We start from the raw sequence: 19,435 nt of genomic DNA on the forward strand, positions 1-19,435 counted from the left end.
GACTGCATTCAGCCAATGGATATTTATCGCCGCTAGACTACGAATTGCAGCACAAAGCTGCTTAACATTGTGTCCAGAAAAATGTTGACACATCACTTCCATAAAAGGTACGATCTTATACAGCGCCTTGAGGGATAAAGCGTGAAACTCTTTAAAGCTGATCTCTCCGAGTGCCTCAATCATTCGGGTTTTATTAGGAAGCTCAAGCTTTTGCAGTTCTTTAGTAAGATCGTGATCTTCCTTGTACACGCTAAGTACAACGGCAATTTGATCGAGCAACTGTGGTTTCCCCTCCAAAGCGGCCACTGAAATTTGTTGCCATTCTCCTTCCAATCCCTTTTCTTTTAGTTTTCTCTTCAATGAATGCCAAGCTGGAAATTTGATCAGTTTTTCATCTTCTGGATTTTTTGTTTTTTCTTCATCTTTCTGTTTCTCATTAGGGTAGGCAAGACCTGCAAAATAAAATGATTCTGTCAAACCATTTTTTACCAATGCAGCACGCAACTGCTTGAAGGTGAAGTTACTGGATTGTTGGTAAGGCAAGTGTAGAACAGCAATTCGCTCATCTGAATTCAACGGACGATTAATACCATTTATTACGATGCGTAAATTGTTCAAACGAGTCAGCCAGACGTGACGTTCAGCAGTAAAGCTTGCCTTGGGTGCACGATATTCTTCTCTCTCAAAAGTACAGCGCCCCAGCATTTTTAACAAGGCATCTCCAGCTAGTGCAGGTCTTTGCTCCCAGAATAATCCACTTTTTTTACCGCTACTTCCCAATATCTTCGTTTCAAATTCTTCGTTGGTATAAGGATTACCCAATTTGTGTTGGCATTCAAAGAGCATTTTTAGTTCTTCAGCAAGCAGGGAACGAGATAACGCTCTGCTGTAGTCGCCCTGCTTGTTACGCTGAGCTTCAGGAAACTCTGCCATTACCATTTCAGCAGCAGTACGATAACCTCTCTCTTGCATCAATTGCTGCGTTTTCGTAAGGCCTTTTTTGACTTTCCCTCCTTCGCTATTGCTGTCACTTTCTACCGCTTTTTCCTCTGCACGACTAATCCAGTAAAAACCACGATGTTTGCAGAGATGGTAAATGACGCGCGCCCATTCTTCCTCATTGAGTAAACAATCCAATCCTTTAACACGAAGCTGCCAGAGTGAGTGAGAAAAGGGGTGTTGGTTTTTGAATAATTTTGCATTAGAAATCAGTCCTTCCTGCCTCAATAATCTCGCCAGCTTCGTTAGCCGCCATGCCCGACGCTGTAAGCGGCGGCGCATCAAACGAGCATCTCTTCGCACTTTATTGAGCGATTCACCTTCCTTGGCTGTTTCTGCCTTATCGAATGCACGAACTCCCAAATTAACGATTCGGTTAGGCGCCAATACTGCCCAGCCTACTGAGGCCATACCGATATCCAGTCCGAAAGTAAGAGGTATGTAATTATTTTGATCGTGATACTTGTCTGACATATTATTCTCCTTGATAATATAGCGGTTGTAGCTCATCCGGGGTGAGAGCCGTTGCTACAATAAGCTGAATCTAAAGATTCGAGTCGTATCCGCCCGGTGGTGGAAACCACCGGGATTAATCATAATTTATTACAAATGTATAAATCTAGGTTGGAATTTTATGCTTAATGGCTTTAATCATAAAACTTTCACTGACCTCGCGAAATCCATCTTCATCAAATAGCTTTGTAACTAGATCGGTATCCACATCACGGCTATCTGAATCTTGCTAGTTTTCCTAATTTGCATAAATCCAAACATCGTAAAATTAGGAGAGTTAGTGAGGGTGTGCTTGAGTGAATCTTTGATCAATAGCTCCAAATAGCTCTCTTTTTACCACTCAGTGTGTGGTGCACGTCGGCAGCTTCTAATCAGGACTTGTAAAGCGGATATGTTTTCCCCAAGCTAAATTTTACTGGGGAACTTTATTGAAAGTTGACTTGGATGTGTTTGCTATTTTTGGTTAAAACAGAATTTGAAGAATCTATAGAGCCAATAAGAAAACCCGTTGAATTGTTGCGGGTTCAGTAAGGTCTCCATATATTTTTGTATCTTTCGAAAAGTCATGAATATTGCATCCTAAATACAGGATAACTACTTTTATATCGGGAAAAGCTTGATGTTATGCAGTAGGAAGTTTTTAGGAAGAATTGTAGAGCTTCATTGGAAGTGTTTCAGTATTTCTCTATGCTCTTGCATCGCTGCCTTTAGTTCCCTTATGCTGCTAGTATTCATACCATGTTTTAATGCATTTTGACTAGATCGTACCTTACCATTAACTGTTTTTGCTCCGGTTGATTTCTCCCAAGGTTTCCATTGACGAATGAGCAAGGCTTGTTGCTGACGCTGCTCTACTGTCCACTGTCTCATGATTATCCTTTAATAGTTCGTTTTGCTGAATTTGATTTTCTCGCGCGTGCAGGGCTGTTGCAGTGCCATTGTTTATTTGCTGATGTCCATGGGTAATGTTGGCTTGCTTGGCAAACACTACTGGCGGATTTTTGATGGTTGACAAGGCTTCTATCGTGGTACGGCATTGTGATTGTGCTTTAAGGGCTAGTTTCATCATTGTGTCAAAACTCGATAAGGATTCTTGATTTAAAGCTTTTTCAGTCAATCGAACGAAAATACTCTGCAAGGCTACGGCCTGATTCATTAACATCGCTTCAGCCTGTGATAGATCATTCTTGTTTGTTGTTTCTGCTTGATTGCGTAGCGTAGCTACTAAGCCAGGAACATCAATTTTGCTAGCTACTTGTTGATCTTCACATGCATTGATAACGCGATAAGCTGCAACCTCAGGTGAGGTAATTAGATCGGCATAATTACGCCCCGTCTGATCAGCATTATTACCTGCCCTACATTCAAGCGCTTTCCGTGGGTATTCATTCGCATCAGGTTTTGTTGTTTGTTTAGCTTTTTGTTTATGCTGCATCAATTTAATCTGGCTTCCTTATTTGAATATAAATTAACTAACCATATCATATTATTATATTTTCTGTACTTTTCCTGAACAAGAAAGAGCCGATTAACTAGCCGTACAAGCTGAGTCGTAAAGAACTACTGCAATTATGATGGTTTCTCAAATAGGAGCAAAACTAAATCTTTTAGTCTATTTTCATATAATCAGTCTATTTTCTTATAAATTTTATGACATTAGAGAGGAGACATAATGAAGGTTTTTAAGAAAATACCAAACCCAAGGGAAATTCGGCAAAAACTTGGTCTTAACCAAATAGAATTCTGGAATAAGGTGGGTGTAACCCAAAGTGGCGGTTCACATTACGGAAGCGGGCGAGAAATACCGAAAGCTGTCAGAGAATTGGTACGTTTAGTCCATATTGATCGGATTGATTTAACCAAAATTAAGCGAGATGATCTGATGGTGGCTGCAATGCTAAAAGCGCAGTACCCTGACCTATACAAGAGTTTGAAAAAATCAGCAAAACTTTTTGCTGCACACTAGGAGTAAAACGCTGGTAGAGAATTTTCCACCAGCATCAGATGAATCAAGCAAAACCATAATTTCGGCTTTGGCAAATTAGCCAGAACAAGATCCAATTAACACCCGCGGTTATTATATATTCTGTACTTTCCCTGAATTTCTGTTCTTTGTTAATAGTTTCAGCGCAACCCACACCAGAATAAGCTTGTAAAATCGCGTTGCAAGCAATTATCCTATGCTCTGGTAATACAAGTACCATAAAGCACGAATAATCGCTCAAAGCTTAATTAGTTGCCTGTTGGTGCCATCAACTTTGAAATACCTAACCGTTTCTTCTGATTCATCATTAATAAAGCGCCAATTCTCAATTTGCCAACCTATAGGGTGTTTATAACGCACCATGTCGAATATCATTCTAGGCAGCGGCTCATTGTTCTTGGGTGGTGGTTCATGTTTTGGTCGCAAGCTATGCGGAACTGATAAGGCATCCTTATAAGCAACGCTTTCATCAGATGGCACACCATGCTGGGCACCAGCAAGCATTCTTCTGTGCAGAACCCGCAAACTTGGGGTCAGGCCTTACAATTGACATCACTACCCTAATATTTTAACCTTCAGCAAATTTAAAGTTATATAGAATGCACAGATGGCAAGACCTTTATACGTTGAATTTGCTGGAGCGCTGTATCATGTGACAGCACGCGGCAACGCACGGGAAAATATCTATCACGATGACATTGATCGTCAACAGTTTTTGTATTGCTATAGAACACGGTCAATCGTTATGACTGGTATTGTTATGCCTATTGTCTAATGGACAATCACTACCATTTTTTATTGAAACCAATTGCCTCACCCTCTCTAAGGGAATGAAGTACCTCAACGGCACTTACACGCAATATTTCAATCGGCAGCATCACAGCGTGTTGTCCACGTAATTCAAGGTCGTTTCAAAGCCATCCTGGTGCAGAAAGATGCCTTTCTGCTGGAATTGGCGAGTTACGTTGCGCTGAATGAAGAACCAGATTTATTGGGGTGATGATGACTTTGTCAATAATATGCAACGCAAGCTTAAACCTGAATAATCACTCAAAGATATCCCCAGAAAGCAAAAGCAGCCCCCGTAAAACCATTGAGCTATTTTGTTGATCGCTATAAAAATCGTAATGAAGATATGGCTCAGGCGTATTTAAGCGGACACTATACGCTCACTCAAGTAGGTGAGTATTTTGGCATGAGTTATGCTACCGCGAGTCGGGCTGTGAAGCAGGCGGAAAGAGAAAGCGGGAAGACCAAATGTAAGGTCTGACCCTGAGGAATCAGGTATATCGGAAATACGTCAGCGATCAAAATCTTTATGCTTTAGAAAGACAAGCCAAACAAAATAGGGCGGGGCTGTGGAGTCTGCGGGAAGCTCAGCAAGTTACACCCTGGGAATGACGTAAAGCAAGGCGATAAAATATGAAATTCAACTGTCTCAGATTTGTTGATACAGAAATAAATAGAGGATTAGACGTAAAAGATTAGCAAACCTGCCAAGCATAACAACTTTATTGCCATTAATGCTAAAAGCATGGAAAATATATAGAATCTATATAATTACTTATTAGGCCACTTGACCTTCGGAGCGCATTATGTCCAAAGTTTCTTTATTAGCCCCTGTACCGCTTGAACACCTTATTGAGGGCGTAGAAGTTTGCGAAAAACAAGGAAAAGTTGCCTTCGGTAGCTGTGCATGGGAAGTGTTCCGAGATTTAGATATGAAGGCAAAGCGCGATTGTAATGATGCGCTATTCGATGTAGATGTCTTTATATATGCCTCAGGAGACCCAAATGCCGAACGTTTGGAGGTTTCATGGTACGGCAAATATATTCGTCATGTGGAGAGTAAGAATGGAACTCACCCGGAAGGAATGCGCTTTCGTCCTCCATCAACTGGCAAGTACTCGTCGGATAATAGCGGCCATTGGGCTATATTCTGGGAAATCCAACAGTTACGTCAACTTAAGCAAGATGAGCGCTATCCTAGTGGGGCATTCATTGGTTACACAACTGACAAAGCATATAAGAAAAATTTTATTCCCAAGGGGCCACTTCTTGTTAGGCGCCCGATCGAACAATCCGATCCAGTGGACAGTAAACCAGCCTCGCTTTCCATCTGACACTAACCATTTGGGGTCAGGCCTTACAATTGACATCACTACCCTAATATTTTAGTCTTCAACAAGTTTAAAGCTACATAGAATGCGCAAATGGCAAGACCTTTACGCATTGAGTTTACAGGGGCACTGTATCATGTAACAGTACGCGGCAACGCACGGGAAGATATCTATCATGATGATATTGATCGCAACAGTTTTTGCTGTTGCTACAGAACACGGTCAATCGTTATGACAGGTATTGTCATGCTATTGTCTCATGGACAATCACTACCATTTATTGATTGAAACCAATTCTCCCACCTTGTCCAAAGGAATGAAGTATGTCACGGCACTTACACACAATATTTCAATCGGCAGCATCAGCCTGTTAGCCATGTGTTTCAAGGTCGTTTCAAAGCCATCCTGGTGCAGAAAGATGTCTATTTGCTGGAATTGGCGCGTTACATTGCGTTGAATCCGGTGCGGGCACAGATGGTGGAAGTGCCAAAGCGTGGCGCTGGAGCAGTTACCGCACAACGGCTGGATATGAAGAAAATGAGCCTGTTTAATGCCTGAATGGATCTTCGCTGGATTTGACAAAACAAAGCGTGTCGCGCAGCAACACTATCGAGATTTTGTTAAAGCCGGCAAACAACATCCCTCCCCCCTGGCAATGGTTGAAGAACCAGATTAATTGGGGTGATGATGACTTTGTCAATAATATGCAACGCAAGCTTAATCCTGAACAATCACTCAAAGATATCCCCAGAAAGCAAAAGCAAGCCCCCGTCAAACCATTGAGCGATTTTGTTGATCGCTATAAAAAATCGTAATGAAAATATGGCTCAGGCGTATTTAAGCGGACACTATACGCTCACTCAAGTAGGTGAGTATTTTGGCATGAGTTATGCTGTCATGAGTCGGGCTGTGAAGCAGGCGGAAAAAAAGAAAGCGGGAATGTCAAATGTAATAAGGTATGACCCTAAGATATTTGGCTGTTTGTACAGACTCATAGCTCATTGAAAGCAACAGCTGTTCTTAATTTATGCCAAATAAATCCTAAAGTTATCAGCTCTATTGCCGATATAGACTGATTATTTTCAGACAAAGGGGAGTCTGGAGATAATAATTTTTATTGCTATCAAAAATCTCAAATGTTTGCGTTACATATCGGAGAGTTTAATGAAAAAAAATATACTTCCAATCTTATGTGGAATATCACTAATAGCCTTAGGTATACAATCACAATCAACGTTTGCAGAAAGTGTAGCTGTGGTAAATAATTCTGTATTTATTGTTGATAATTCTGTAGCAGGCTCTCAAATACTCGTAAAAAATTTCACTGATGGCAGTCCGAATTCTTGCCTTGCTGATGCAGGTTTAAATGTACTTGGGCTAGAGCAAGGCACAATTGCAACAGATATCCTGGTTAATAACGGTACAGCAGTTGTTACTACTTTTAATAATCAAATTTCTGCAACCGATGTTAAGTTTGTAGATGTTTCAAGTTGCTTAAAAGACCAAATCTTAACTGTAGGCCAATGTATTGCCACATTTGAGAATGGCATACTATCTGTGCCTTGTGTTGAATATCAGAATGAGATTTACTCAGCTGTTCTTGAACAACGTGGGAACTCTATGAACTGGGAGTTAAAATCTTCACCACTTCTGAACGATAGAGCTAAAGGTCATAAACACGAGGATTAATCTAGATAAGCTATTCAATTATTTTATAGACTCTAATTGAATTCTATCTAAAAAGAACGAATAGAAACTCTAAAAAGGGTAGTCAGGATTCAGTGTTAAGTAGCATATCATTGATGTGACTACCTTTTTTGTGCCTTAAATAATGCAGTAGCAAAATTAGGCTCGATTAGATTTACATGTTTTAAACAAAGGTGAGGCAGTCAACATACTTCTCTCATGTTTGGTTGAGCATTATCTCATCCTGCAATTCTTAAAGCGATTGTTGAGGCACCTTACTGATAATTCTGAAGTGAATAAGGCTGAAAGGCTCTGCTGGCTTTAGCTTACTGGGCGGACTCATCTCTATATTGGTATAAAAGCTTTTTTAAGCTAATTCAATTGACATTGAAATAGTTTAAAACTCTATATTTTCTTAAAGAAAATTTCGGCACCGAATGAAGAATAGGCCAAGTAGAGTAATGAGGAAATTGAAGCACTAAAAATTAGGGCAAATTTTTATAGGCAGCAGGTAATGCTGAAAGTCGTTCTGGGGGAGGATGTTACAAAATAGTTTCTATTAAACTATTGATCAGAGCGCTGTCGTTATTTTACGACACTCATAATTTTTCCTACATTTTTTTGTTGAATTATAGAAAAAAATACTTATCCTAAGTATAGCGCACTTATATTCAAAATTTTCATTTGATAGTTAATAGATAAATCTTATCTAAAATGAAAAAAAGGAGAATAAATGATCTGGTTAAATGCTGTCATTGTGAGTTGCTGTGGCATTGTTGCGGCAGGTGTTGCCAGTATAGCTTATCGCAACAGTAAGAATAACAATCATCTTTATTATATTATCTTCATAGTAACGATGATCTTATCTTTCGGAGCATCACAGGCATTCATTCTTCCAATCATTAGCGCCGAATCCTCCACAGCAACTACTTCTGATGAGAAGCTTCTAGGCCATTCTGCGCTTAAATTAATAAAATGGTACGACACAGAAAGCTATAACAGAATAAAAAATGAGTTCTATCAAGCAATAAAAGAAGGTCAGAGCAAAGAGGAGGCTATGGCAGCCCTCCATAACATGATTCCAACATTTGTTCAAAAACATTTGCCAAATGCGTCTGACGAAGCAGCGATAAAGTACGCAGAAGTCAAAGTACGTGAACTGACAGAATTAATGCAGAATGGAGAAGATTTATGTTACCCATTTCTCTTTCCACAGATGGGGCAAACATTAAACTCAACCAAATATATCTCTGATACTACTAGAGAAATTAGTCTTGCAGCCTTGAGTAATATTGTTAGAACTTCATTTGTGTCATCTCAAGATATCCCGAGTGTGGAGGAAGTATCTAGTATTCTTGAGCCCGTTATCTACACAGAATTAAATAAATATGGACAAGACCTCGTTTTAATACCAGAACCAGTCATAAATAAAACCGATAAAATTAAAGTATGCGAAATCACAATAAAAATGTACGAAAGCCTCCTCCAATTACCATCAGTGGAGGGAAGTAAGGTTATACGATATTTAGCGGCAAAGAAATGACCAAAACTATAAAAGTGGAAAATGCTATTAACACTAAGAAGTTTATTTCGATGTGAAGCTCAATACAATTCGGTTCGGTTAACGACTGGCACTCGCCGCCCCCTCATTCCTTATTATTCATATTGAATATTTCTCGGTACAATTTCAGTACAGTTGGCAAAATTCTTAGGGTCAGGCCTTACAATTAATATCACAACCCTAATGCTTTAATTTTCAACAAGTTTAAATCTACATAAGATGCGCAGATAGTAAGATTGCTACGCATTAAGTTTGCCGGGGCACTGTGTCATGTAACATGTAACAGCACGCGGTAACGCACGGAAAGATATCTATCATGATGATATTGATCATCAACAGTTTTGCTGTTGCTCCAGAACACGGCCATCGTTATGACTGGCATTATCATGCCTATTGTCTCATGGACAATCACTATCATTTATTGATTGAAACCAATTGTCCAACCTTGTCCAAAGGAATGTAGTATCTCAACGGCACGTATACGCAATATTTCAATCGGCAGCATCAGCGCGATGGCCACGTATTTCAAGGTCGTTTCAAAGCCATATTAGTGCAGAAAGATACCTATCTGCTGGAACTGGCGCGTTACATCGCGTTGAGCCCGGTACGGGCACAGAGGGTGCGAAGCGCCAAAGCGTGGCGCTGGAGCAGTTATCGCGCAACGGCTGGATATGAAAAAACGCTGCCTGTTTAATGACTGAAGGGATCCTCGCTGGATTTGACAAAACAAAGTCAAAGCGCATCGCGCAGCAACACTATCGGGATTTTGTTAAGGCCGGTAAAGAGCAACCCTCCCCTGGCAATGATTGAAGAACCAGATTTATTTGGATGATGACTTTGTCAATGATATGCAGCGTAAACTCGGCCTTGAACAATCACTCAAAGACATACCCAGAAAGCAAAAACAAGCCCCTGTCAAACCATTAAGCTACTTTGCTGATCGCTATAAAAGCCGTGACGAAAGTTGGCTCAGGCGTTTTTAAGCGGACACTATACGCTCGCTCAAGTAAGAGAGTATTTTGGTGTCAGTTATGCTACCGTGAGTCGGGCGGTGAAGCAGGCGAAAAAAACAGGGATGTCAAATGTAAGCTCTGACCCTAAGATATTACACCAACTCTTCCAATCGTGATGTGATGATTCTTATGTCGAACTCACGTTAAGATAAGATTTTGTCCAGCCAACTCTATTGTGAAATATCGCTTGCTGGCCGCTCGGTAGTAATTTTGTTCGCTCAGCAGGTATTAGGTAAAATTGATTTGCAAGCGAATCAATAGCCTTACGCACTAAATACTCTTTTCCGTCTTTTATATATTTCAAGAGTGGTAGCATACAGGTTTGATAATCAGGGGTCGTCATGAATGATTGCTGGCTGCAAATTAATAATTCTACCTCCTGAATTTCTTGAATAAGGTAATAGATAACTCTTTTATCTTAAGAATGAGCAATGGTTATCCGGTGTGTATTATTATTAGAAGTATATAAGAAAAACGAAATTTAAATGCCAGGTTTTAAGGAAATGTCCAATGGATCTGATGAAAGATGTTATGCAAGTTCCAGGATCTCGATTGAGCACGCGACGGAACATGTGCGGCGCCTTGACGATCCACCGAGCGCATCAATGGTATAAGCATCGCATGAATATTTTGCATGCATTTGCGTAAGGGGTCATTGCACGATGCCGCGCGCATCGCCGTGCTGGTAAACTCTGCTTACCGCGGGGATAGCAGCCGTCACGGCTGGACGACTGAAGCAGACTTTATTGATGGCCAGCGCACAGACACATCCGAGATTGAGGAAATCTTGTCCGCTGATAATCAATGCATTCTCCTCGCCGAGCGCAATGAGGAAATCATTGGCTGCGTCCATCTAGAAAAACGCGATGCCAATGTCTGCTATTTCGGTATGTTTGTCGTGAAACCGAAGTTGCAGGCGCAGGGCCTCGGGAAACGCCTCATTATGGAAGCTGAGCGATTTGCATCACACCAGCTCGCCTGTACCATTATGCAAATGCACGTCATCTCAATTCGAAACGAGCTAATCGCTTGGTACGAGCGCCGTGGATATCGTCGAACCGACGAACGTCATCCGTTCCCATATGGGAACGAACGCTTCGGTATTCCGCTTCGAAATGATCTCGAATTCATCGTCTTTGTGAAAGAATTAAAGGCTAATTAGCCCATGCATAAATAATAAGCGGCGGAGCATCCAACTGGAGTGGAATGTTAAAGTACGCGGTTGTAGCCACAATAGGAAATCTGCATAAGATATTGCATCGCAAAACTTGACACCTTTTTATTTCCTAGAAAATCAGGCAAATTTCCTGAATACCGGGAAAGTCCACTATTAATTAAATCTGCTCAGCTTGATTCTTACTTATCCTGCTACTCATCGATCAATAGCTTCAAAAACTTTAGTACCAGGGTAATATGTTTTACCCCATTTAACTAAAGCTTGAAGTACAGGTTTAAGATCCCTTCCTTTTTTTGTCAGAACATATTCATATCGAATTGGTTTCTGTTGATATGCTTGTTGAATGGCAAGCCCGGCAGTTTCTATTTTCTTTAGTCTGTCTGACAATATATTAGTAGCAATACGTTCTGGAGATTCCAGAAATTCTTGATAGCGTTTTTTACCTAATAGCAGATCACGAATAATCAGCAAAGTCCATTTATCACCCAGAAGATCGAGTGAGCACGTAATTGGGCAATATGACCGCTCAAAAATTGATTTATCCATTTCATCATTCATAAATTAGTTTTCCTGAAAAATAAAAGGAAAGCTTTATAGCTTGTAGTTAGCAAGCTTATAAGTTATATTAACTTGCATTATGCAAGTAACTCGTAATATTAATAACAATTGTGGCAAGGATCAATCGCATGATAAAACTTTATCAATTTGAACGCACCTGGGGAATACCAAACTTAAGCCCATTTTGCTGCAAAATCGAAACGTATCTGCGTATGGCTGGTATTGAATATGAAATCAAACCGGCACTACCTTTTAGTGCTCCCAAAGGTAAATTGCCCTACATTCAGGATAACAATGAAGCAATAGGCGATTCTCGTTTTATCATTAATTACCTTAAATCAATTTATAAAGATTTGGACGAAGGACGAAGTGCGGCGGAATTGGCAGGATCCATTGCAATGCAACGTTTGCTTGATGAACATTTGTTTTGGGTTTTGCTTTATTCGCGTTGGCAATATACAGATGAAAATTGGAAAATTAACAAGAAAGCAATTTTTGGTGGGCTACCTCCCATTATTCGGGATATTGTTGCAAATAGATGGCGTCCAAAAATCAAACGACAAATTTATGGTCATGGTACTGGCAGGCATCAAGCAGAAGAAATTTTTACATTAGGTAAACTAGATATTGATGCGTTATCAGCAAGCCTTGGGAGTAAGCGGTATTTTCTAGGGGATCAACCTACTACATTGGATGCTTGTGCCTTCGGTCACTTAATTAATATTATCGGCTGTCCGATTGAATCCCCCCTTAAGGAACATGGTTTGTCAAAGAGCAACTTAATTGATTATGTTGAACGAATTCAAGGTGAATTCTATCAAGATCTGAAAAATAATAATGCTTCCTTAACTCAAGTGAACAAGAAAAATAAAGGTTCTATGTGAAATACCATGAGTAAGTAAACTGAAGCTTTCCACATAAAAATAAATCATATTGATAAAGTTGTTAATATTCCGGTAACCTGAATCTTGTTATTGATGCTCTCAAGAATGCCATTGGTCAGACGGGATTCAACAAGGTGAATAATCCCGTTCCAATGAGAGGTGACCGTATGAGCCGAAAGCCTGAAAAGCTCGAATACCGGCTTGGTTGACCTCATTGCATACAAAGATGTCAAATCTTGCAATGCAATATTTTTTTGTATTTGATAATGCAAGGCTGACACCTTGATTAAGAGGTACTTAATGGACAGGCCTAGTCTAAAGAATTTGCATTCTAGCTTTCATTCTTCTATTTTTTTCTTTATTCGCACCTGACCCGAAGATGTACAACCTCCTCGGGTAAGTCACGCGGGGGCAACCCGCATTTGGTATAGCATATATTCACCACCATGCGCATACTGGTCCCAGGAGAATACTCCTATCAAAAATTGGAACACTCGCTATCGTCGTGGCAATCCGTCCTTTTTTGTTTCCTTGAGAATAACTCGTCCTGCATTCAAGCTTTAATTTTAGGCGTATGTACGCTTGCGCACAGAGAAAGCTCGCTACGAAGCGTACGCTAAAGATGTTCCTGGTTTTATCAAACCGGAGATAAAGAATCCAAACACATCATAGGTGTTTTTTGAAATTAATAAATAGGAGAGCAATTATGCCTTCGAATAAAGGAAAGGATGAGGACAACAAGGGCACCAGCCAGCGTGGTTTTGCTTCTATGGACGAAGAAAAACAGCGTGAAATTGCGAGCAAGGGCGGCCGTGCAGCTCACGAGAAGGGCACTGCGCATGAGTTCAATTCAGAAGAAGCACGCGAGGCGGGCCGTGCAGCTCACGAGAAGGGTACGGCTCATGAGTTTACTTCTGAAGAGGCGCGTGAAGCGGGCAGGAAAGGAGGGCATGCTGCTCATGAAAAAGGTACAGCCCATGAGTTTAGCTCGGAAGAGGCGCGTGAGGCAGGTCGCAAAGGTGGACAGTCAAGTGGCAAAGGCCGCTCTGAGGAAGATGATGATTCATCTTCCTCTACCCGTGGCGGGACATCTGAGCAGCATGCTAAAGCAGGCAGCCAAAGCCATAAAAATCGCTAACCAGCAATAACAACGACGAGCAGATTCATCTGCTCGTTATTTTTTGTGTCAATACAAATAATGATGTGTTGGCTAATCTTGGCATTACTCTTCATTCACTACTAAGCCTAAAAGGAAATTACTATGAGTACTCATACACAAAGAAACGTAGTGCTATCTTCACACACAGATTGGTGGACCATTAATTGGGGCGCTGTTTTTGCGAGCCTGGTTTTTATTTATGCCTTAAGCTGGTTAATATTCACTCTCAGCGCGGCGATTGGCTTCAGTATTGTCGAGGTTCCAGAAATCAAGCATATCGATACCAAATCTGAAACACTAACCGTTAGTATTGCATTATACGGATGGTATATTTTGACTGCCTGGGTAGTGTATCTTTTAGGCGGCATCCTGGCTGGTAAGCTTTCGGGTAATATTGATCAGCGTGCAGCTACCTTGCATGGCGTAGTGGTGTGGTCAATTACCATTGTTATTGCCGTTGTATTGGCCTCCATGGGCGTTAACAGTTTGTTGAGTTCTGCAGCCGGGGCAATAAAAACCACAGCTACAGCTGGCACGAATATAACGAAAGCAGTTTCATCCGGTAAAGAAGGAGCAATATCACAATTACCTTCTTCTTTACAGCCTTTAATCGCCTCAATAAAACAAGGGATTAAGAAAGGAGCCTCTCAAGATGAAAAAAAATTAGAGAAAGCTGCCGAACAAATTGATCCACAAGCTTTAGGTTTAATCGCGACTGCACTCATACGAGGTGATGAGCAGGAGGCGAAGGAGATTATGGCAAGTAATACTGATTTAGATGAAAAAGAAATCGACGAACTGGTCGGTTCAGTAAAAACCAAAGCAGAAAAAATTGGTAAAGACATCCAGAGAAAAGCTGATGAAGCCAGAGGATATGCAGCTGGAATTCTCTGGTTAATGTTTTTAAGCTATATTGTAGCTTTAATTGCAATCATTTTTGGCGCCAGATATGGCGCTAAGAAATTAGCTTCTTCTGTTCAGCAAGCTTAACTTATGCAAAACAAATATAGCCGGATCTCTGCAGCGTTCGTTGCGGAGATCTTCATCAAATTATACTGCTCGCCAGATTTTTAATAGTCTTCTATAAAAAGCCGCGAGGCTGTTGATAATCCACATAGTAACCATAGAGATCCCCCAAGCCATGGCAGCCATGCTTTCATAATTATTCTTGTGGTTGTGATAGCGTATTGTCACCGCTCGATGCTGCTTTAAGTAGTCAAAGGCGTTTTTTCACTAAATGCTAATGTTATAGCGTAATCAGTTAAGAATGATTCAGAATGTATAGAATTTGAAGAGCATATCAACGGTTTGCCGGTATTGTTTACACAGCACTTTGGCGTATGCCCATTTATGCTCAGATGAAATAATGAGCATACTCCTTGAATCATTTCTAGCTGGTTTTGCTATATATCAGCCCTAAAGTATGTTGATATTCACCTTAACCGAGTTGATCACGCCAGAACCTCAGCATTATGGATTTACTTTTCTTTATTAAAGAGTTATCTGAAATTGTCAGCCGATCTTAGCTCGGTTTGCCAATTTCGGATGATTTCCCGTTCAGTTGGCGATCAAACCCTTCTCCACTCCATTCGGTTGTTATTAACAAGGCGGTTTATTTTTCATAGACCCTGAACCTTATTAAGCTTTTTCCAAACAGATGGCAAACTTAGCTTGAAAAAAATGTAAAATCAAAAATTAAAATGCTTAGCATACCAATATCCGAATGGGTGGATATACATAGTACTCTTGCTCGCTTATTGATTTTATTTGTACCGTTTCAGAATCTCCATTGTTTTTCTTCTGTAATGAATTAATACCGTACAAGTTCACCTTGCGAAGCGCCAGAATTTCTTACACTCTTTTACTCTACTGCGCAACAGTTTCTTAGTTTAGCAAAAAGGACCAATGGAAATAAAAGACAGAAAGTCAGCAGGTGCAGCCGACCATCTTGCCAATGAGCGTACCTTTCTTGCATGGGTACGCACCAGTATTGCACTCATGGGTTTTGGGTTCGTGATTGTAAAATTTGCTCTCTTTATCCATCAGATCGCAAATGCGCTTGGCGAAACTAATACACCACAAGGGAAAAGTGATTCAGCTATCATTGGCGTAACAATGGTAGCTTTGGGCGCTCTCATAACAATGCTGGCGTTCATTCGCTATCGTAATATTGAAAGGCAATTAAATGATAATTCTTACTTTCCCTCAAAATGGCTTTCAGCCCTGGTGACACTCAGCATCATAATTGGTGCAGTTTTGCTTGTGTTTTATTTATTACCAAACATATAAATCTACATTATAGAGAAATTTTGCATTTTTCCAGACAGTATTAGGCAATAAGAATAGACGAACTCTTAACATGGCAGATCTTAGCCAGGTGCATTATCATTTGTATTATTGGTAGTGGTATTGCTTTGCTAATAATAGGTAAGAAAAGAAATGTACTCAGCCATAGTGTGATAATTCTTATATTGAACTCACGTTGAACAAATGGCTGTTGCATATTACGATAAAAATTAATAGGTTCTTGTAATACTTATTGCGAATGCCGAGTGAGCAGTACATTGCAATGGCACAGGAAAGCTATGGGTAATCTTTAAATTAACCAGTTCATTTGTCTGCTTTATGTTTGCCCACTTGCGACCACAGCAGCAGGAATGTACCTCCTGATCAGCGTAACCTTCACTGCATCATTTATGACGAGACACGAGAACAGCGCATAAGCAAATAAAGTAATCGTCTGCCACCAGGGAAGCGGTGCAAAATCCAGGAGACCGACGAGTGTCAGTCCAGTGCCTATAACGACTTGCGCAACAAGCGCTGCGACAAGCGTCTTGCTGGGCAAGGTCGTCCAGAACCATCGCCGCTCCCTCACGGACACGATGGAGAATGCGGCGAAGTAAAGCAGCGTTAGGAAGCTAAACGTGTAAAGTACATTGTCATCGGTCGCCAAACCAAAGTATGACCAGCCGAGGTATAAGGCCAAAAGCGTCTCTATCACCATTGCTACACCCAGCACTACCGATACTATGATAAAGCTACCAATGTGCCATGTTTCCGGTTTTCTGGAAGGTTGGACGTTATCTGTGGCGAGGGAGATCTTCGCGAAATCCGTCATAAAAACCAGTAGCAGCATAGCAAAGGATGAAACTACAAATTTATCTGTCACCACAAATGCTATGGCGACAAATCCCGCCTTGAGAATAGTGCGGCTGATCTTATTGATGATCCAGGTCAGAATGCGTTGATAGATAGTCCGGCCCTGCTCGACTAACGCTACGATGTTCGTCAGCCCCGGTTTGGTCAGGACAACGCTGGCTGCACTTTTGGCCACATCAGTCGCGCTGCTGACGGCGATGCCCACTTCGGCTTGGCGTAGGGCCGGCGCATCGTTAACGCCATCACCTGTCATGCCGGTCACATGCCCTGCGGCCTGCAAGTGTTGCACCACGACATATTTATCTTCGGGGTAAATTTCTGCAAAACCATCGGCTCCTGCCAGCAGATCAACCATATTCTTTCCACCCTGAACCCCTGCGGTTTTCAAATCTGCCACGGGGCGAATATGAAGTAACCCGACCCCTTGCGCGATCTCATTTGCTACTGCCAAGGCATCGCCCGTAAGCATCTTCACAGAAACGCCAAGATCGTGCAATTCAGCGATAAGCTGCTTGGCATCCGGTCGAGGCGGGTCGTATAGGGTGACCAGTCCGATCAATTCGGGCTTGCTCATCACGGGGCCGCGAGCGACCGCCAGTGTCCGGAACCCCTTCAGCGCCGATTCATTAATCCGCGCTTCCAACGCATCAATAGCCTGAGGAGGAAGGCTGCAGAGGGCGGCAACGGTTCCTACCGCCCCTTTCATTACCCGCAGCCGTTGTCCATTCTGTTCGATTACCGCTTCCGTTCGTCGGTTTGCTGCATCGAATGGCGTGAAAGAAACGATGGTAACTGCGGAAGGATCAGTGAAAATCTGCCGTTGCTTCGCTGCTGTGAGGAATGCTAAATCGATCGGATCCTGATTAGCCTCCTGCGACGCGAGGGCGCCAGCAAACAGCACGTCGTCTTCGTTGGCGCGCTCTAGCGGGATCACGCCAGTAACGGCTAATTGGTTCATGGTAATCGTGCCTGTTTTGTCCACACACAGCACATCCATCGTTGCGGCATCTTCTGCTGCGCTAATGCGTGTGACCAGTACCCCGCGTTTCGCTAATTCCTTCGCCCCGACGGTCATGCTGACTGTGAACATCACAGGGAGGGCAACAGGTACGGCACTCATCAACAGAACCAGCATGAGTGGAACGATCTCAAGAAGCGATACACCCTGGATCAGCGATAATACTGTGATCATACCAAGCAGGATGCCAACAATCACAAAAAGCCAGCGCACTACCCTGGCCACCACTGCTTCGATGTGAAGTTTGGGATGCGCCTTCTGCACGAGCTCCGTCATCTGTCCAAAACAGGTCTGCTGCCCTGTCAATACCACTACCCCATTACCTTCGCCCCAGCGAATGATTGAGCCAGATGGCAGCACCTCCCCTTGTGATTTTTTTACAGCTATCGACTCACCGGTAAGCACCGACTGATCAACACTCAAGATACCTGTCAAAAGCTTGATGTCCGCTGGAACGATATCACCTGGACGCAAGCGGATAATGTCACCAGGAACCAGTTGTCGTGCCGGAATGATTTGCCAGTTTGCCTCGCGCAGCACCCGTGCTGTGACTTGTAAACGTAGCTTTAACGCATCGACTACGCCAGCAGCTCGACGTTCCTGCATGAAACTCAACACGGCATTAACTACCAAAAGCACACCCACCACAGCCAGATCTGAATATTTCCGAAGAATAACCGACAGCATCATGATCAACTCCAGCATCCACGCTGACACTCCCCAAAATCTTTTGAGGAATTGGAAAAACATATTTGCTTTCTGCTCGGCTATTTCGTTGTAACCATATTCCTTCAGACGAGTGTCTGCCTCACCATGCGTGAGGCCGATTTGGGGGTTCACCTGAAGCGCCGAGAGTGTATCAGGAACTGATGCGGATGCAATGTTAGGCGCCTCAGTAGCTGCTGGGGTCGGATCAGGAACCATGGGCTGTCGGGAAATTACTCAGGTATTAGCTAATAATACGGGAAATTAAAACCGGCTGCATTTTTTGATGTAGAAAAGAGAGAAAACAATCTTTTTATGCGAATTAAGAGCTGAAATAGAAGCCAGTTCATCAATAACGTTAAACTATTGAGGAAGATATCACCCAACCTCAATCAATCAAAGTAACCAATGAACTGGCAAAACCGATTAATAACCATTTATCTCTATGTTTGCAAGCATTATCAGCAAAATCTTTGGGCTTATAGTCAAAGAATGAGCCATTACGCGGATTTAAGTTTTAGCAACGAAGAAGTGATCGCTCTCTACCATTTCAGCTGGCTGCGGCTTTATTTTTCTGGAATTATTTATGAGTTAGCTCTTAATTCGCATTGGAGCTATTGTTCGCAAGAACAGGAATTTCTGATTTGCGGCCTGGCCTCTACCCTTCTCTTCTCTTCTCAATTATCGAGACTGTCAACGATTAATTGAAAATATCCCGCAAATTGAGCAATCCTGCCATCGCAGCCCATTTAACTTCTTTGTTAATTGATAGCTGGGCTAGTGGCTTATCCCTTCCGAGAGAAGAAACCCTCTCTTAGTATTAGATTTTCTTATATCCTTCAGCCGTAGTATGATGATTTTTATGTCGAACTCACGTTACATTACTATCCCTCAGAAAG

General features: G+C 41.9%; 23 protein-coding genes and 1 pseudogene. 17 read left to right on the forward strand and 7 right to left on the reverse strand.

The features are described from left to right. Together cas9 and BM283_RS09525 are read right to left on the reverse strand one after the other, a co-directional pair. Positions 1-1,473: type II CRISPR RNA-guided endonuclease Cas9 (cas9, locus tag BM283_RS09515; RefSeq protein WP_139225237.1), on the reverse strand; the 1,473-nt coding region annotated here is incomplete at its 3' end. Between the two features lie 814 nt (positions 1,474-2,287). Next, positions 2,288-2,947 carry a hypothetical protein gene (locus BM283_RS09525; RefSeq protein WP_090692423.1) on the reverse strand — a complete coding sequence of 220 codons (660 nt, stop codon included), beginning with the start codon at positions 2,945-2,947 and terminating at the stop codon, positions 2,288-2,290. Positions 2,948-3,184: 237 nt separating this feature from the next. Here BM283_RS09525 and BM283_RS09530 point away from each other — a divergent pair, with 237 nt between their 5' ends. Next, positions 3,185-3,478, forward strand: a complete 294-nt coding sequence (locus BM283_RS09530; RefSeq protein WP_090692425.1) for a helix-turn-helix domain-containing protein — start codon at positions 3,185-3,187, stop codon at positions 3,476-3,478. A gap of 255 nt (positions 3,479-3,733) precedes the next feature. Here the strand turns inward: BM283_RS09530 and BM283_RS09535 are convergent, their stop codons facing one another. Next, on the reverse strand, positions 3,734-4,000 hold the full coding sequence (locus BM283_RS09535; protein ID WP_090692427.1) for a hypothetical protein: 267 nt from the start codon (positions 3,998-4,000) through the stop codon (positions 3,734-3,736). Between the two features lie 103 nt (positions 4,001-4,103). Here BM283_RS09535 and BM283_RS19960 point away from each other — a divergent pair, with 103 nt between their 5' ends. The 11 genes from BM283_RS19960 to BM283_RS19435 all read left to right on the forward strand — a co-directional run bounded on the left by BM283_RS19960 (position 4,104) and on the right by BM283_RS19435 (position 9,846). Further along, positions 4,104-4,271: a hypothetical protein gene (locus BM283_RS19960; protein ID WP_254776308.1), complete on the forward strand. Its 168-nt coding sequence runs from the start codon at positions 4,104-4,106 to the stop codon at positions 4,269-4,271. Positions 4,272-4,589: 318 nt separating this feature from the next. Next, on the forward strand, positions 4,590-4,766 hold the full coding sequence (locus BM283_RS19965; protein WP_254776309.1) for a hypothetical protein: 177 nt from the start codon (positions 4,590-4,592) through the stop codon (positions 4,764-4,766). A gap of 325 nt (positions 4,767-5,091) precedes the next feature. Next, the gene (locus BM283_RS09545; protein WP_090692430.1) at positions 5,092-5,619 is read left to right on the forward strand and encodes a hypothetical protein; all 528 of its coding nucleotides are present in this window, start codon (positions 5,092-5,094) and stop codon (positions 5,617-5,619) included. 90 nt (positions 5,620-5,709) lie between these two features. Further along, complete coding sequence (locus tag BM283_RS18805; RefSeq protein WP_175492087.1) at positions 5,710-5,904, forward strand: hypothetical protein; 195 nt, start codon at positions 5,710-5,712, stop codon at positions 5,902-5,904. 90 nt (positions 5,905-5,994) lie between these two features. Continuing rightward, positions 5,995-6,174: a hypothetical protein gene (locus BM283_RS18810; RefSeq protein WP_175492088.1), complete on the forward strand. Its 180-nt coding sequence runs from the start codon at positions 5,995-5,997 to the stop codon at positions 6,172-6,174. Positions 6,175-6,191: 17 nt separating this feature from the next. Beyond that, positions 6,192-6,431, forward strand: coding sequence for a hypothetical protein (locus BM283_RS18815; protein WP_175492089.1), 240 nt, complete (start codon positions 6,192-6,194; stop codon positions 6,429-6,431). 349 nt (positions 6,432-6,780) lie between these two features. After that, a complete protein-coding gene (locus tag BM283_RS09555) occupies positions 6,781-7,305 on the forward strand; it encodes a hypothetical protein (RefSeq protein WP_090692431.1) in 525 nt (174 codons plus the stop codon). A 730-nt stretch (positions 7,306-8,035) separates the two neighbouring features. Further along, a complete protein-coding gene (locus tag BM283_RS09560) occupies positions 8,036-8,845 on the forward strand; it encodes a hypothetical protein (RefSeq protein ID WP_090692433.1) in 810 nt (269 codons plus the stop codon). Positions 8,846-9,179: 334 nt separating this feature from the next. Beyond that, on the forward strand, positions 9,180-9,326 hold the full coding sequence (locus tag BM283_RS19425; RefSeq protein WP_217646491.1) for a hypothetical protein: 147 nt from the start codon (positions 9,180-9,182) through the stop codon (positions 9,324-9,326). 87 nt (positions 9,327-9,413) lie between these two features. Beyond that, entirely contained in the window at positions 9,414-9,557 is a 144-nt protein-coding gene (locus BM283_RS19430) for a hypothetical protein (RefSeq protein WP_217646492.1), read from the forward strand. Positions 9,558-9,669: 112 nt separating this feature from the next. Next, positions 9,670-9,846, forward strand: a complete 177-nt coding sequence (locus tag BM283_RS19435; protein ID WP_217646493.1) for a hypothetical protein — start codon at positions 9,670-9,672, stop codon at positions 9,844-9,846. 157 nt (positions 9,847-10,003) lie between these two features. Here the strand turns inward: BM283_RS19435 and BM283_RS09570 are convergent, their stop codons facing one another. Beyond that, positions 10,004-10,219: a winged helix-turn-helix domain-containing protein gene (locus BM283_RS09570; protein ID WP_090692436.1), complete on the reverse strand. Its 216-nt coding sequence runs from the start codon at positions 10,217-10,219 to the stop codon at positions 10,004-10,006. 291 nt (positions 10,220-10,510) lie between these two features. Here BM283_RS09570 and BM283_RS09575 point away from each other — a divergent pair, with 291 nt between their 5' ends. Beyond that, complete coding sequence (locus BM283_RS09575; RefSeq protein WP_090692439.1) at positions 10,511-11,038, forward strand: GNAT family N-acetyltransferase; 528 nt, start codon at positions 10,511-10,513, stop codon at positions 11,036-11,038. Positions 11,039-11,248: 210 nt separating this feature from the next. Here BM283_RS09575 and BM283_RS09580 read toward each other — a convergent pair whose 3' ends face one another. Further along, positions 11,249-11,611: a winged helix-turn-helix transcriptional regulator gene (locus tag BM283_RS09580; RefSeq protein ID WP_090692441.1), complete on the reverse strand. Its 363-nt coding sequence runs from the start codon at positions 11,609-11,611 to the stop codon at positions 11,249-11,251. Positions 11,612-11,739: 128 nt separating this feature from the next. Here BM283_RS09580 and BM283_RS09585 point away from each other — a divergent pair, with 128 nt between their 5' ends. Beyond that, complete coding sequence (locus BM283_RS09585; protein WP_090692444.1) at positions 11,740-12,495, forward strand: glutathione S-transferase family protein; 756 nt, start codon at positions 11,740-11,742, stop codon at positions 12,493-12,495. Here BM283_RS09585 and BM283_RS09590 read toward each other — a convergent pair. Beyond that, positions 12,488-12,714 (reverse strand): annotated as a pseudogene (locus BM283_RS09590) (transposase); the annotation flags it as partial. The gene BM283_RS09585 and the pseudogene BM283_RS09590 sit on opposite strands and share 8 nt — an antisense overlap. Before the next feature lie 487 nt (positions 12,715-13,201). Between BM283_RS09590 and BM283_RS09595 the strand changes: the two are divergent. From BM283_RS09595 to BM283_RS09605, 3 genes are all read left to right on the forward strand, one after another. Beyond that, positions 13,202-13,633 (forward strand): KGG domain-containing protein, encoded by a 432-nt coding sequence (locus BM283_RS09595; protein ID WP_090692449.1) that lies wholly within the window; start codon positions 13,202-13,204, stop codon positions 13,631-13,633. A 354-nt stretch (positions 13,634-13,987) separates the two neighbouring features. Further along, positions 13,988-14,644 carry a hypothetical protein gene (locus tag BM283_RS09600; protein WP_139225238.1) on the forward strand — a complete coding sequence of 219 codons (657 nt, stop codon included), beginning with the start codon at positions 13,988-13,990 and terminating at the stop codon, positions 14,642-14,644. A 915-nt stretch (positions 14,645-15,559) separates the two neighbouring features. Then, complete coding sequence (locus tag BM283_RS09605) at positions 15,560-15,943, forward strand: YidH family protein (RefSeq protein WP_090692453.1); 384 nt, start codon at positions 15,560-15,562, stop codon at positions 15,941-15,943. 334 nt (positions 15,944-16,277) lie between these two features. On the opposite strand, the gene BM283_RS09610 is transcribed toward BM283_RS09605, so the two are convergent. Next, positions 16,278-18,755, reverse strand: a complete 2,478-nt coding sequence (locus tag BM283_RS09610) for a plasma-membrane proton-efflux P-type ATPase (RefSeq protein ID WP_090692454.1) — start codon at positions 18,753-18,755, stop codon at positions 16,278-16,280. Positions 18,756-19,435: the final 680 nt, after the last annotated feature.

The sequence above is a fragment of the Nitrosomonas sp. Nm34 genome (genome assembly GCF_900113925.1).
Lineage (GTDB): Bacteria > Pseudomonadota > Gammaproteobacteria > Burkholderiales > Nitrosomonadaceae > Nitrosomonas.

Coding starts and splice junctions, on each gene's coding strand:
- BM283_RS09610 (WP_090692454.1), bottom strand. CDS start 18,755: ATGGTTCCTGATCCGACCCCAGCAGCTACTGAGGCGCCTAACATTGCA.
- BM283_RS09545 (WP_090692430.1), top strand. CDS start 5,092: ATGTCCAAAGTTTCTTTATTAGCCCCTGTACCGCTTGAACACCTTATT.
- BM283_RS09595 (WP_090692449.1), top strand. CDS start 13,202: ATGCCTTCGAATAAAGGAAAGGATGAGGACAACAAGGGCACCAGCCAG.
- BM283_RS09555 (WP_090692431.1), top strand. CDS start 6,781: ATGAAAAAAAATATACTTCCAATCTTATGTGGAATATCACTAATAGCC.
- BM283_RS09535 (WP_090692427.1), bottom strand. CDS start 4,000: ATGCTTGCTGGTGCCCAGCATGGTGTGCCATCTGATGAAAGCGTTGCT.
- BM283_RS09560 (WP_090692433.1), top strand. CDS start 8,036: ATGATCTGGTTAAATGCTGTCATTGTGAGTTGCTGTGGCATTGTTGCG.
- BM283_RS09570 (WP_090692436.1), bottom strand. CDS start 10,219: ATGACGACCCCTGATTATCAAACCTGTATGCTACCACTCTTGAAATAT.
- BM283_RS09580 (WP_090692441.1), bottom strand. CDS start 11,611: ATGAATGATGAAATGGATAAATCAATTTTTGAGCGGTCATATTGCCCA.
- BM283_RS09605 (WP_090692453.1), top strand. CDS start 15,560: ATGGAAATAAAAGACAGAAAGTCAGCAGGTGCAGCCGACCATCTTGCC.
- BM283_RS19425 (WP_217646491.1), top strand. CDS start 9,180: ATGATGATATTGATCATCAACAGTTTTGCTGTTGCTCCAGAACACGGC.
- BM283_RS09530 (WP_090692425.1), top strand. CDS start 3,185: ATGAAGGTTTTTAAGAAAATACCAAACCCAAGGGAAATTCGGCAAAAA.
- BM283_RS09525 (WP_090692423.1), bottom strand. CDS start 2,947: ATGCAGCATAAACAAAAAGCTAAACAAACAACAAAACCTGATGCGAAT.
- BM283_RS18805 (WP_175492087.1), top strand. CDS start 5,710: ATGGCAAGACCTTTACGCATTGAGTTTACAGGGGCACTGTATCATGTA.
- BM283_RS19960 (WP_254776308.1), top strand. CDS start 4,104: ATGGCAAGACCTTTATACGTTGAATTTGCTGGAGCGCTGTATCATGTG.
- BM283_RS09585 (WP_090692444.1), top strand. CDS start 11,740: ATGATAAAACTTTATCAATTTGAACGCACCTGGGGAATACCAAACTTA.
- BM283_RS09575 (WP_090692439.1), top strand. CDS start 10,511: ATGCATTTGCGTAAGGGGTCATTGCACGATGCCGCGCGCATCGCCGTG.